This window comes from Paenibacillus ihbetae (assembly GCF_002741055.1).
GTDB classification, from domain to species: Bacteria; Bacillota; Bacilli; order Paenibacillales; family Paenibacillaceae; genus Paenibacillus_AQ; species Paenibacillus_AQ ihbetae.
This window is the reverse complement of sequence record NZ_CP016809.1, coordinates 6,427,874-6,440,567: the sequence shown is the minus strand read 5'-3', so window position 1 is coordinate 6,440,567 and position 12,694 is coordinate 6,427,874. Positions and strand designations below refer to the sequence as shown.

Here is a 12,694-nt window from a genome sequence, read left to right as displayed (position 1 = left end):
TATTAATATTCCATCTTGCGGTAATATCTTCTCAGCGTTAGCGGATGGTTTCTTTCACGTTCTAAGTAGACGCTGATCCGGCTGAGCAGTGCCCAGTTGATGCTGACTGCGAAATGCTTCCGGAACTCTTCGCTGATACCTTCCATGGCAAAATCCTTGGTATCGATGACCGTCAGCCGCTTCGTGACTTTTTCGGCAAAACGTTCTACGCGATCTGTCAGCGGCCGAGTCTCATCCTCGCCCTTCAGCAGGATGACGCTGGTATCTTCCACCACAAGCTCGAGCGTACCGTGGAAGAACTCGGCTGCATGAATCGATTTGGCCTTGATCCACTGCATCTCTTCCAGCACACACATGGCATAGGAATACGTATTCCCCCACAGGTTACCGGAGCCGACCATCATGTGGTAGTCGGTGTCTTTATGCTCAATGGCAAAAGCTTCCGCCTTGGGGTCGAATGCTTTGACGGCGTCCAGAATGGCCCGCGGAAGGAGGGATACTTCTTTCGTGAACTGCTCGTATTGAGGGAACTCGTTACGGTTATGCATGAACCGGAATACGACCATATACAGCAGCATGAAAAACGTATCAAAGGAATGTTTCTCCGATCCCGTCGTGATGCAGTGGTCCACCAGCTTGGTGATCGGCGTATCCGGCTCGGCCACCAAAGCAAATGTTGTTGCTCCCCGAGATTTGCAGTATTCGATCGCCTCGATCGTCTCCTTGGTGGTTCCCGATACCGAGGTGAAGATACATATCGAATCTTTGCTGAAATGCTTGTTGTTCATCACCACGAATTCGGCGGCAATTTCGGCGTGCACGTCGATCGTCGAATTGGATTTGAGGATATATTCGTAAGGGTACATCATGGCAATCGTGCCGCCGGCACCGATCATGAAAATGTTGCTGTATCCTTTCCGGCAGATCCCGTCCACAATCTCCTCGATTTGGCTTCGGTACGCCAGCCCTTCTGTTTCAACAAGTCTTAGGAAAAGCTCTTCGTCAAATTTAAACATCGATCGATTCCTCCTGTACTGGAGCAGGCACGCTCCATTGATTATTTGTTATGTCTTGTATTATATTTTGACGATACATTTGTTGCAATCATTTTTTAACGACAGATAGTTACGCCACGATATGCGGTTTGTTGTCCTGATCCCTTGTTCGGCCATATTTCTTTTCCCAGTAATAGTAGACGGGCAGGCCGGTAGCGATGACGATCAAAGCCGCGATCATTCCTTCAAGCGGAGCCCAGGTAAACGTCCCCCAGGCCAGCCACGCCGCTCCAACAATGGCCAGAATCGTTGTCACCCTCCAAACGGGCATTCGGTAGATCGGTTTATAATCCTCCCTCTTCCGGCATTTATAGACGGCCGCGAAGTCCATAATGTTGATGACCAGCTGAATTAGCGTAAAATACCCGAGCAGGGAAGTTAAGTCGCTGAAGAACACGAGGATGCAAGCATAGGTCACCTGGGCCACAATCGAAAAACTTGGCGTTTCATATTTGGGGTGGACCTTGGCAAACCGCCGAAAGAACAGCCCGTCCTTGGCCATGGCGTATTCCAGGCGAGGCTGGAACATGATGCAAGAGCTTAAGGAGCCTAGGATGACAATGATGGCCGTGACCGCCACGAATGGGGACGCGATGTTGGCCAACCCCGGAATATAGCTGACAGCATCGGATACGGCGGCGCTGGAACCCAGCAACTTGTCAAAAGGCATGAGCCCCGTAATGCACACCGAAAGCAGCGTGTATAATCCCAGGACTATCAGCACCGAGCTAATGAGCGCTTTCGGCAGCACTTTGCCCGGATTTCGGATTTCTCCCGCCATGAAGCAGATCGAGGCCATGCCCGTGTAGGCCCAGGTTGTGGCTGAGATGCCTCCAATTAAGCTGCCGCTAGCGGAGCCGGGCTCGGGGGTGTAGGAAAAGTGATCGTAGTTCATGTACATCAAACCTAAAACAATCACGATCAGAAACGGAATGATTTTGATCAACGTAATGACGACTTGAAAACGCCCCCCCTCCTTCACGCTGCGGTAGTGAATGGAGGTGATGAACAGAATGATCGCGATCCCCAGCAATTTGCCGGCGATTCCCGAGAAAAACGGGAAAAAGGTTGCCAGATACGTGACGATCGCCAGTGCCATGATCGAAATGGACGGGGGATCCAGCGCCCAGAACGTCGCCCAGCCATACAGGAACGCAAGCGGTCGCCAGCCCGCCTTGTTCAGATATACGTAACCGCTTCCATTTTCGGGATAGGCCGTTGACAGCTCCGCTAGCACCATGACTTGCGGTATGGCAATCACGCCGCCGATAATCCAGGCCAGTATCGATATCGAGGGCAATCCCGCGGCTCTGGCTACGTCTCCGGTCGAGACGAATATCCCGGAGCCGATCGTCGTTCCGACAGCCAAAGCCAAAGCGGACCAAAAGCCCAGCTTTCTTGTAAGTGTGCCATTACTCATCGTGAGTTCCTCCAATCAAGATGATAAGAAGCCCAGGTCCCTTATCTTTCGGATCGAATGCATAACGGTATCGTGCGGGTCTTGATAATAATGGAATCCCATGATTTCCAAAGTACAGGTGCCTTGATATCCATTACGCTTGAGGCTTTCAAGGTAACCTCTCCAATCCAGCGCCCCGTCATCCAAGGCCAAGTGAGCGTCCGTCGATCCATCTCCGTCGATCAAGTGGAAATGGCACAGCTCCGGCAGCGTGGAGAAATAATCCTCCGGCGTCTCCCCGGCCAACTGCATCGCTACGGCATCGATCATTCCATGGAGTGACGGTGACCGGATCTCGTCCATCATTCTTTGAATGCCTTTGACGTCGGTGATGAGGTTCGATTCGAAGCGGGTTAAAGGTTCCAAAGCAAGCGTGACTCCCTCCCGCTCAGCCACCTTGCTCAGCTGGCCAAGCGAGTCGGCGGCATATTTCCAGGATTCCTCGCCGGCTGCATGAAAGCTCCCGATTCCCGAAGTGACCAGCATCATGTTGGCATCCAATTCCAGCGCCGCGTATACATTTTCGACAAAGTAATCCACGCTTTTCTGCCGCAGCTCCTGATCGGAAGCCGCCAGATTAAACGGATAGACGCATTGTTCGGGGGTGTAGCAAACCACCTTCATGTTTCTTGACTTGAGATTCTTTCTAATGCTCCTTAATCGGCCAATCCCTCCCCGGTAAACGTAAAAATGGGGTTCGCCTGCCCACAGCTCAATCTGGTCCACGCCCAACTCCGTCATGGAATCGAGAAAGTGCTCGAACGGAAAATGCCTGTACGTAATATTCATCCCTGCAACTTTCATAGCTTCACCCCCTCTTTGAAAACGCTTTTATTTGTTATGTCTTGTATTATATTCAATCAAGACATCGATTTCAATCTATTTTGCAAAAAAAATCCCGTCAAGACTTCCCTAAAAAGGGATGTTCTCTTGACGGGGTGTAACTTCAGGAAGATGCAGGCAGAAGCTGCTCGCATTCGGTTCCTTGTTGCCGCAGAATGAATTAGTTCATGGAAGGGGAAGGATTTTCGGGAGGACCTTGGATTACAATTGCTTTGCTGATCCTGCCCCAAATCTCCCTTCACTTTTTATTCGCGTTCTTATTTACCGCTTTGTAAACCTCATGATCAATAGATTCACGATAGACGTCAGCGTAGGTTTTTGAATCTTTGATTAGATCATCGCAGAAAGCCGCCACGTCACGGCCCGTCACTTCGAGCACGCCCTTCCCTGACGCCGCGCCCTCTTCAAATAAATCGACAAGCCCTGAGAGCAATCCCGTCCCTTCGGTAAGTTCAACAGGGCCGACCTTAAAGAGATATTTTTGAATTTCTTTATAAACAATCTGATAATCTTGCGGGAGCGCTTTGACGCGAGCCACATGCGCTCGCCACTCTTTTTTGCCTTCGATGATATCTCGAATTCTCATGTTATCCTCCCTCCTATTTCCCTAATTTTTTTGCTATATTCTGGTTGAGCTGCTCGCGCCACTTGTCGCGTATTGATTTTGCTCCTTCTTCGCCTGCCAGCGCTGAACAGAAGCCTTGGATATCGTCTCCCAAAACCTCTTGCACGCTTTGTCCGTCCGCTGCCGTTTCTTCGAGCAGTCCAAGCACACCATCAAGAATGGGCATGAGGTTGCGACCGGTAAAATCGGAGTGGGGCCACAGATAGGCATTGATTTGTTCCCATGCCGCTTGATAATCAGGCGGCAGCTTTTTGGCTCGCGATTCAAATGATTTCATTTCCTTAGTCATATCGCTGCCGGTGATTCTTTCCCAAAAATTCATGGTCTCGTCTCCTTTAATTCATTTATTTTTGATGATAAGAACTCCCATTTTTCCCAAAACTTCCGCAGCTCCTCGCGCCCCTCGTCGTTAATGGCGAAGAACTTTCGGGGAGGTCCCATGTCAGAGGGCTTCTTGGTGATCTGCACTAATTTATTTTTTTCAAGCCGGATCAAGATGGTGTACACCGTACCCTCCACCACATCGGTGAAGCCCAGAGCGTTCAGCCTTCGCGTGATTTCGTAGCCGTAGGTTTCATTACGGCTTATTATTTCAAGGACACAGCCCTCAAGCACTCCTTTGAGCATTTCCGTTAGGTTTTCCAGCATACTCACTCCTTGCTATTCTGTAAGACTGGTATGAAGTATTACTGACTACTTCTATAAAGTATCACGTAGTAGTTGAATTGTCAATAGCGATTGCCACGAAACCGCCAGCGCGGATGTTGATCGTCCGTTTCGATACGCTTACGGTCCGTGTTCATGTAAAAGCCCTAGGTTTTAACAAGTACCTTACCGATAAAACAAAAAAAGCCGCAGCTACGCGGCTAAATCAGCTGGAATCAAGCTTGCTCCTCTAAATGATACCTTTAAATAACTGGAAACAATACACGTCTCACGCCTAAAACTTGAGACAATAAACCTCTCGCGCCTAAAAATTGAACTTGAATATGGACTAAACGACATAATAATACAATGTCTTCTCTACTGTGCCGTCAATATAATCGGACCATCCGCAGTAACGGCAATCGTGTGCTCGTACTGTGCGGAGAGCGAGCCGTCGGCGGTTCTGGCGGTCCATCCGTCGGCATCAATCGTCATTAATGGTGTTCCGGCATTTAGCATCGGCTCGATCGTTAATACCATCCCTTCCTTCAAGCGGAACCCTTTGCCCGGTTTCCCGATGTGGGGATAATTAGGTTCCTCGTGCATCTCCCTTCCTACGCCATGACCGAGCAGATCGCGAACCACGGAGAATCCGTTGTGCTCGGCATGAGTTTGAACCGCATGCATGACATCCCCAATCCGGTTTCCGACGACCGCTTGTTCGATGCCAAGGTATAAGCATTCCTTCGTTATCTGCATCAGTTTACGGGCTTCATCCGAAACCTCGCCGACCGCATAACTCCAAGCTGAATCGCCGATCCAGCCATCCGCTTCCGCGACGATGTCGATTGTGACGATATCGCCCTCCTTGAGCGGCTTCCGGCTCGGAAAACCATGCGCAATGACGTCGTTGACGGAAGCACATGTCGCAAACGGATAACCGTTGTAGCCCATCGTATAAGCCTTGGCTCCATTCTCCTTCAGGAATCGCACAGCGAACGACTCGATATCGAGCGTTGTGACACCCGGACGGATCATATCTGCGATGGCTTGATGAAAAGCCGCGACAATGCGGCCGGCTTTTCTCATTTCTTCAATATCTGCTCTCGATTTTAGGATGACCATGCCATTCATCTCTCCTTTGACTGTATTCCTGAATACACCATATCGACAAACCCTTCCACATCCATCTCGCTTTGCATATTGTGGTGGATGTTCAAGGCTGCACAGCCAACAAGAGAGCCAAAGATCAGATTAGCTGTTTTCTCTGGTGATTGGGAATCGATTCCTTCACGAATCATTTCCACGAAAGGCGAATAGATCCGTTCCTGAAATTCGGCAAACAGCTTGATGAACCGGTTACCGGGGAAATGGTGAAAGTTATCCGCAACCGACTTAAGCAAAATAAATACGGAAGGATCCTGGATGCACTTTCGCAAGAGCAGCGTGGAGAACGGCTTGGCTTTTATTGAACTCCCATTATCCCCCGCCAACGCGGCCTGTACTGCCGACTCCGTGCGACTCAGGGCATCCCACAATAAATCTTCCAGAAGCATGTGCTTATTTTTGTAATAATGATACACGGTTCCGTAGCCGAGCTCTGCCTTGACCGCAACATCGCGTATTTCCAATTGAATGCCCTTCTCCAAATATACTTCCGCAGCTGCTTGCATAATTTGGTTCATCCGCATCTCCCGGATCGCATCATTCTGTTCTTTGGTACGTGGTGACATGGCTCCTCCTTTTTTTGACCTGCTGTAATGTCAATGCAAAATCAATATACATCATGTGGAAATATAGTTCAAGTGCCTCATCATTCGTTGCTCTCTTCTGCATAAATAAGTTACACTGACACATGATCACCCTTTTCCAACCTTTACCTACTCTATTTTATTGGAGGATTTCATGAAGCTCGCTACCTTTTTCCCTTATCGAAACGACGCAAGAAAGATATTGATCCCTTATTTAAATCATTTAACTGAAGAACAGTGGTATGCAAGGCATCCGGATCACCCGAATTCCATCGCTTGGATCATGGAGCACATCGCGCGCAGCGAAGACGAATGGATTAACGTGATTGCTCTTAAGGAAGAGTGTCGGCTCCAATGCGTTCTGGATCAGCCCCAGCAGATTCTCCAAGCATATATCGACATACGGGATCATACGGACCTTAAACTCAGCAGCATGGAATACGATGAACATGAGCCAGCCTTACAGCTCCCTTCATATTCAGACGGCTGGGAACCGCCTTCGCTCCCGACGCTACGATGGGTTTTCCATCATGTTTTCGACCATGAGGCATACCACATCGGTCAAATCGGCGTCATCGCACGTTTGAACGGGTTCGACGGGCCGCTTTTCTGAACGCTAAGATCATTTTAGTAGACAAGGCTCATGTTGGATTGATAAAAAAGCACGCTTAGTGTATGGGAAGGAGTAAACCAATTGCTTTCAAATCAACAATTAGTTATAGCCAATTTTGAAGATAAATTGAAAAAATTCACTCGTGCAGTTCATGGGGACTTTACAGTGGAAGATGACTTTGTCATAGCCAATACAAATTTTCCTACGGATACCTTCAATGTTCTATTACCTAAATCCCCGACGATTCAAAATTCCTTCGAGTTAAGACATGGAATTAGCCACTTCTTCATTAAAAACAAATTTCCATTCAGTACATGGATTGATGCTCGGTATTTAAACGATGACTGGAAGAAGCTCATGCAAGAATATGGCCTGAAAGAAGCGGAACGTAATGTCATGATGAAACTGGATCATACGCTTCATGTTGAACCAAGAAGTTCTTATGGCCTTAAGATTTCCCATGTAGAGGCGCAAGAAGAACTGGTGAAGTATGAAGAGGTCTTTATGAGTCTATTCCAAGGTACACCGGAGAAAGAGGCGTTGCAAAGCTACTTTAATGCATTTTTTTCGCCGGCTGATTTAGGGTCATCTGTTCGAATGTTTATTGGATGCATAGGTGAAGTGAACTGTGACCCATAAGATGGACACTTTGAAAAAAGTGACTTCTTGTGGGTCATTTGTGTTTTAATCAAGGTATGTGACGAGGAGTGATACGAGAATGGGGAAGTTGAAACGGGTGCTCTTTACCGAGGAGCAAATGAGGAAGCTGGAGGAGAATCCAAACGTACACCATGTGACCGAGGCGGCCATTACATACACACCTGCATTCAAGCTGGAGGCGCTGAAAGCCTACAAGCAGGGGCAGACACCTTCAGAAATCTTTATTCGTGCCGGCTTCGACCTGGACGTTATTGGTCATAAGAAGCCCAAGGACAGCTTAAAACGGTGGCGTGAAACCTTCGAACTGTACGGTGAGGAAGGTTTGGCTACAGAGCGGCGCGGTAAGGGCAGTACAGGGCGCAAGCCAGCTGGTCAGTTGTCAGCCGAAGAAGAATTGAAACGGGCTAAGGCCCAGATCAAACTGCTTGAAGCTCAAGTGGACATGCTAAAAAAGCTCGAAGCGCTCGATCGGCAGAAGAAGAAACGCTGACGCCCTCCGAGCGCTATGAGATCATAAATCGCACCATTCGGGCATATGGCCTGAAACGAATGACACGCTATCTATGCGAGCTCGTGGAAGTAAGTCCAAGCGGCTATTACAGGTGGCTGGGGACGGAAGAAGATCGTCAACTTCGTGCTGCCGCCGACGAGCAGGACATCCTTCTCATCAAGCAGCACTTTGACGCGCTCCGCGGCAAAGCAGGTGCGCTTGTGATTAAGATGCGGCTGGAACAGATAAGCGGCGTTGTCATGAACCACAAGAAGATTCGCCGGCTTATGAAAAAGGCAGGCTTGGTGGCCGTAATCCGTCAGGCGAACCCCTACCGCAAGATGGCTAAGGCAACTCAAGAGCACAAGACGTGTCCGAACCTGCTGGAGCGAAAGTTTAACCAAGGCGAACCTGAGAAAGTGTTTCTCACTGACATCACTTATTTGCGCTATGGAAGCGGACACTGGGCATACCTTTCCTGCGTGAAGGACGGGGCGACCAGGCAGATCCTTGCCGACAGCGTGGCAGCAACACTCGAGCTTCCAATTGTCGAGCGGACGCTACAGCGTCTTTTAGAGCGATTAGATGGAAACATTCATCCAGAAGCGATTCTGCACTCCGACCAAGGGATGCACTACACGCATCCTAAAACCCGTCTTCTCATTGCTAAGGCAGGATTTAAGCAGTCGATGTCGCGCAAAGGCAATTGCTGGGACAACGCCCCGATGGAATCATTCTTCGGTCACTTGAAAGACGACGTTGATTTTAGCGATTGCCAAACTATTGATGAAGTGAGGGTGCGAGTGAAGGAGTACATAAGCTACTACAACTCAGAACGATACCAGTGGACATTAAAAAAGATGACCCCCGATGAATTCAGAGGTCATCTGCTTGCTAGCTAAGCTCTAGGCGGTTTATTTCAAACTGTCCACAAATCGGGTCACAGTTCAAAGTGGCTGTTACTGCTGGTTTATTAATAGAGAGTAAGAATAGTTACGGCATTTATGATGTGATGACCAAAGAAGCCTTTAGAGGTAGCGGATATGGCAGTGAAATGTTTCATTTCCTTCTGAATCAAACCATGGATAAACAAAAACCAGTGGTTCTGCAGGCATCAGAGGACGGGAAAAACCTGTATAAACGCTTTGGATTTATAGAGGTTGGTGAAATGGTTGTATTTGAAAAAAAATATTGAACTACAACCTAACCATGTGAGCCAGCAGGGTAAAGCCGGCTTGAACACAGACCTGTTCACCCGCCAGACCTTACGGTCGGCGGGTGGTGTCGCTGATTATCATTTATCGAATAGTCCTCTGCGAATCAAATTTGCGGTAACCGGCTTCTTTCCGATTTCTCGTGCCCATATGGACAATTGACCGATATGGTGAATCTCATGGGCGATCACGTGCCGCATCACTTCACCGAATGTAAATCTTTCCTGCTCCCCATCCTGGTTAGTATCAACCATAATACGATCTTCCAGGCTATCATTCCATGCATAGATGAAAGGTGCAATGGCCAGATGGGTCCGGGCCGAATAATCTCGTAAACCTTGCACGCTGGCACAATCCTCGAATGAAGGGATGTCGAGCTCTTTCCCTTGCAAATCCCCGTATAACCAGGCATATTCTACGGTCACGATGTGATATAGTGTGTAGAGAATGCTGCCTATCCCGCCGGTGCGTCTTGCCAGTAGCTCTTCCTCGCTCACCGTGTCGCACCAGTCAAACCAATCTTTGCGAACTTGCCAGTTATATTCGAATAGCTTCAACATGTCGCCGCCTCCTATTATAAGAACTTTGTTACTACTAACCATAGTTCGCGATCTAATCCAATTATCCTCCGTCTGTGAAGATATGCTCAGATGCATCCACGCTCTAGGAACTTACATCTCAACTATAGGGTTGAAACACTGACAGCATAATGTCAGTGTTTCATACGTCGGGTTACACAACCAATAGCTGTTCTTAACCGGCTCCATGGTTTTATCAGAGGCCATGAAACTGACTGGTCGTCCGGAAGGATTCGACAATGTTCTGCGAATGGTGATGTCCGGTGAATTATCAATTCCTTCAAGGGTCATTTCAGCTTCGAATATCTCTGGAATGGCGTTGTGAAAGGGCAGACGAACATCATTACGCGATCATTTCAAAACGAATCCCATTTTATTTCCCGTGTTACCCTTGCTGATCCGTTCGAGCATAATGAGCGCAAAAAAGGTCAACCCTTGCGGATTGACCTTTTCTTGACTATAGATATTTATTTACTGATGGGCTGTCCCGCAAAAGCTTGAACATCTAGCGGAGCTGTCAAGTATTTTGGTGCTTGGGCTACGAACGCCTGAAAATGGCTGCTTGCATTGTGAGCCCCTACTGCATCTTGATCTTTCCACTGTTCAACCATCACATAGGTGTCATTCTCTTCCGTATCCTTCAAGAGCTTATACGACACATTCCCCGCTTCCGCGCGGGATGATGCAATAAGATCTTGAACGGTCTCCAGAAATTCTGATTCCAGTTCGCGGTTAACCTTCATGTTTGCATGAATAATAATCATGGACATAACCTCACTCACTTCCACTCTGCAACGCGGTCAACCGAGAGACGAGTCGTTCGACGCGCCTCTTTCGCGGCTTTACCTACAGAAATAAGCATAACCGGAACATAACGTTCCTTATCCATTCCAAATGCTTCCGCAATTCTGGATTTGTCGTATCCGCCGATCGGGTTCGTATCATAGCCACGGGCACGAGCAGAAAGCATAAGCTGCATGGATACCAAGCCGCAATCAATAAGAATCATTTCGCGGAAAGCTTGTGCCGGTATACGTGCAAAAAGATCCGTATAGTTTGCCATCATTTGATCTTTAATCTCTTGCGGCATATATCCTTTTTCCACAGCGGTCCCCATAATTTCGTCGGCATTGTCAAATGCGTTCATATCTCCGAAGACGGCAATGACGGCAGAGGAAGTTGTAACTTGCGTTTTGTTGCCTGGTGCAAGCTCTTCAAGCGTAGCTTTACCTTCTGGACTGTCTACAACCAGAAATCTCCAAGGCTGAAGGTTTACGGATGACGGTGCCAAAGTTGCTTCCTCCAGAATTTCAGTCATTTCTTCACGGCTGATTTTGACCGCTGGATCGTATACGCGCACAGAGCGACGCGAAGTAATAATTTCTTTATAGTCATTGTTCAGTGAAGTTACAGTCATGATATTCTCTCCTTTTATCTCTATAATGAATGGGTCTTACTTATTTTCTTTCATTTGTTGAATCTTGCTGTTCAGCTTCTGTAGAGCTTGAATAAAGCCAAGTCGTTCCGATTGCGTGAGGTCTGCCTGCAGTTCCTCCATAAATCGATCTTTCTCCGCTTTAAACATCGCTACCTTTCTCTTGCCTTCATCGGTTAGCTGAACTAACGTAATCCGATTATCGCTCTCACATCTTGTTCGCAGAAGTATTCCTTCCGCTTCCAGCTGCTGAACATGACGGGTCACCGCAGCCGGATCAATAGACACTGCCTTCTGCAGATCCGATTGGCTAATCTGGCCGCCCGTCAGTTTGCATAGGAGTTCGAGCCGATTGGGACTAACCCCGGCACACCGTTCAAATCGGGTCGCAATATGCTTGTTTAGATGCATTAGCAAGTACAGCAGGTCTTCTGTATGACATGTAGAGATGGCCTACACCTCCTCCAATTCATTGACTCATCAATAATTGATGGGTCAATCATACATCTTTGTTTATAGAAAATCAAGTCCCTTGAATCGTTTTAAGCTCAATCCGTTAATTTTTCCTCTGAAGCAGTGATCCAACGGACACTATTTATAATGATCTGTTTGATCGGATCGGCTTTAATCACATTTTCCCTGTGACCTGGATGTAAGTAGACGACCTTCCCCAACCCATATTTCTGTTCCCACGCAGACGGCCATCTTTTTCCTTCGTGCTCATATTCGAGAAATACGTTACGAGGTGTGTACGAATCAAATTCGAACCTATAAGGCTCCTCCTCAAGCGTAAAATTCTCTACTCCTTGTAACAGAGGATGCTCAAGTGTTGTCCTGTGAAAGTGAAGTGGTTGATATGGGGGATGAGTTACAAACTTGGCACCGATGACCTGCAGCAATTCATATCTGCCCGCCAATGAAATGCCATTATGAATCGCTAGCAAACCTCCTCCACCTGCCACGTATTTCAATAAACCGGCAATTTGCTCGGATGTAAGCGGTCGATTCCAACTATCTGCATAGGAAATGCACGCATCAAATTGATGCGTATCGAGACTCGATAAATCCTCATAATTGGTAGATACGGTTAACCGAAATTCTCCATCTAGTATCTTTTCTAGTTCTTTGGCTACAGGGCCGAGAGGATGCCAGGCACCTACATGATCATCGCCGATCAGCATAATTTTCTTTCTATCCATTTCAACCACTCCTCCACAAATTTAATGTTACGCTTGGAAGACGGCTTGAAATAGCAAATGGACGCAAAATTTCAGAAAAAAAATTTATTTGGCGGACGGGTTGCTTAATTTTAAACAAGAAATGTTT

18 protein-coding genes and 1 pseudogene are annotated in these 12,694 nt (G+C 47.7%); 6 read left to right on the top strand and 13 right to left on the bottom strand.

Annotated features, from left to right (window positions below):
* Positions 1 to 2 precede the first annotated feature (2 nt).
* The 8 genes from BBD41_RS28920 to BBD41_RS28885 form a co-directional block, all read right to left on the bottom strand.
* The gene (locus tag BBD41_RS28920; protein WP_099480203.1) at positions 3 to 1,016 is read right to left on the bottom strand and encodes an SIS domain-containing protein; all 1,014 of its coding nucleotides are present in this window, start codon (positions 1,014 to 1,016) and stop codon (positions 3 to 5) included.
* 109 nt (positions 1,017 to 1,125) lie between these two features.
* Positions 1,126 to 2,475 carry an amino acid permease gene (locus BBD41_RS28915; protein ID WP_077566439.1) on the bottom strand — a complete coding sequence of 450 codons (1,350 nt, stop codon included), beginning with the start codon at positions 2,473 to 2,475 and terminating at the stop codon, positions 1,126 to 1,128.
* A 15-nt stretch (positions 2,476 to 2,490) separates the two neighbouring features.
* Positions 2,491 to 3,318: a TIM barrel protein gene (locus BBD41_RS28910; RefSeq protein ID WP_099480201.1), complete on the bottom strand. Its 828-nt coding sequence runs from the start codon at positions 3,316 to 3,318 to the stop codon at positions 2,491 to 2,493.
* A 277-nt stretch (positions 3,319 to 3,595) separates the two neighbouring features.
* Positions 3,596 to 3,943 (bottom strand): DUF1048 domain-containing protein, encoded by a 348-nt coding sequence (locus BBD41_RS28905; RefSeq protein ID WP_077566441.1) that lies wholly within the window; start codon positions 3,941 to 3,943, stop codon positions 3,596 to 3,598.
* Between the two features lie 13 nt (positions 3,944 to 3,956).
* Positions 3,957 to 4,304, bottom strand: coding sequence for a DUF1048 domain-containing protein (locus tag BBD41_RS28900; protein ID WP_077566442.1), 348 nt, complete (start codon positions 4,302 to 4,304; stop codon positions 3,957 to 3,959).
* On the bottom strand, positions 4,301 to 4,630 hold the full coding sequence (locus BBD41_RS28895) for a PadR family transcriptional regulator (RefSeq protein ID WP_077566443.1): 330 nt from the start codon (positions 4,628 to 4,630) through the stop codon (positions 4,301 to 4,303). Before BBD41_RS28895 ends, BBD41_RS28900 begins: the two co-directional genes overlap by 4 nt.
* A gap of 375 nt (positions 4,631 to 5,005) precedes the next feature.
* Positions 5,006 to 5,752: a type I methionyl aminopeptidase gene (map, locus tag BBD41_RS28890; RefSeq protein WP_099480199.1), complete on the bottom strand. Its 747-nt coding sequence runs from the start codon at positions 5,750 to 5,752 to the stop codon at positions 5,006 to 5,008.
* Between the two features lie 5 nt (positions 5,753 to 5,757).
* Positions 5,758 to 6,360, bottom strand: a complete 603-nt coding sequence (locus tag BBD41_RS28885; protein WP_077566445.1) for a TetR/AcrR family transcriptional regulator — start codon at positions 6,358 to 6,360, stop codon at positions 5,758 to 5,760.
* Positions 6,361 to 6,532: 172 nt separating this feature from the next.
* On the opposite strand from BBD41_RS28885, the gene BBD41_RS28880 reads away from it, so the two are divergent.
* The 5 genes and pseudogenes from BBD41_RS28880 to BBD41_RS28865 all read left to right on the top strand — a co-directional run.
* Positions 6,533 to 6,991 carry a DinB family protein gene (locus tag BBD41_RS28880; protein WP_099480197.1) on the top strand — a complete coding sequence of 153 codons (459 nt, stop codon included), beginning with the start codon at positions 6,533 to 6,535 and terminating at the stop codon, positions 6,989 to 6,991.
* An 81-nt stretch (positions 6,992 to 7,072) separates the two neighbouring features.
* Positions 7,073 to 7,630, top strand: coding sequence for a GNAT family N-acetyltransferase (locus BBD41_RS28875; protein ID WP_099480195.1), 558 nt, complete (start codon positions 7,073 to 7,075; stop codon positions 7,628 to 7,630).
* Between the two features lie 79 nt (positions 7,631 to 7,709).
* Positions 7,710 to 8,141, top strand: a complete 432-nt coding sequence (locus BBD41_RS30395) for an HTH domain-containing protein (protein WP_237086953.1) — start codon at positions 7,710 to 7,712, stop codon at positions 8,139 to 8,141.
* Entirely contained in the window at positions 8,138 to 9,043 is a 906-nt protein-coding gene (locus BBD41_RS30390; RefSeq protein WP_335582737.1) for an IS3 family transposase, read from the top strand. The genes BBD41_RS30395 and BBD41_RS30390 overlap by 4 nt, the downstream gene beginning before the upstream one ends.
* Before the next feature lie 56 nt (positions 9,044 to 9,099).
* A pseudogene (locus BBD41_RS28865) lies at positions 9,100 to 9,336 on the top strand (GNAT family N-acetyltransferase); the annotation flags it as partial.
* A 99-nt stretch (positions 9,337 to 9,435) separates the two neighbouring features.
* Here BBD41_RS28865 and BBD41_RS28860 read toward each other — a convergent pair.
* Positions 9,436 to 9,915 carry a DinB family protein gene (locus BBD41_RS28860; RefSeq protein ID WP_099480191.1) on the bottom strand — a complete coding sequence of 160 codons (480 nt, stop codon included), beginning with the start codon at positions 9,913 to 9,915 and terminating at the stop codon, positions 9,436 to 9,438.
* Positions 9,916 to 10,102: 187 nt separating this feature from the next.
* Here BBD41_RS28860 and BBD41_RS30740 point away from each other — a divergent pair, with 187 nt between their 5' ends.
* Positions 10,103 to 10,258, top strand: coding sequence for a kanamycin nucleotidyltransferase C-terminal domain-containing protein (locus BBD41_RS30740; protein ID WP_418304262.1), 156 nt, complete (start codon positions 10,103 to 10,105; stop codon positions 10,256 to 10,258).
* 142 nt (positions 10,259 to 10,400) lie between these two features.
* Here BBD41_RS30740 and BBD41_RS28855 read toward each other — a convergent pair whose 3' ends face one another.
* From BBD41_RS28855 to BBD41_RS28840, 4 genes are all read right to left on the bottom strand, one after another.
* Positions 10,401 to 10,697, bottom strand: coding sequence for a putative quinol monooxygenase (locus BBD41_RS28855; protein WP_077568985.1), 297 nt, complete (start codon positions 10,695 to 10,697; stop codon positions 10,401 to 10,403).
* A 14-nt stretch (positions 10,698 to 10,711) separates the two neighbouring features.
* On the bottom strand, positions 10,712 to 11,350 hold the full coding sequence (locus BBD41_RS28850) for a nitroreductase family protein (RefSeq protein ID WP_077566449.1): 639 nt from the start codon (positions 11,348 to 11,350) through the stop codon (positions 10,712 to 10,714).
* Between the two features lie 36 nt (positions 11,351 to 11,386).
* Entirely contained in the window at positions 11,387 to 11,779 is a 393-nt protein-coding gene (locus BBD41_RS28845; protein ID WP_206098339.1) for a MarR family winged helix-turn-helix transcriptional regulator, read from the bottom strand.
* A 137-nt stretch (positions 11,780 to 11,916) separates the two neighbouring features.
* Positions 11,917 to 12,567 (bottom strand): ThuA domain-containing protein, encoded by a 651-nt coding sequence (locus tag BBD41_RS28840; RefSeq protein ID WP_099480188.1) that lies wholly within the window; start codon positions 12,565 to 12,567, stop codon positions 11,917 to 11,919.
* Positions 12,568 to 12,694: the final 127 nt, after the last annotated feature.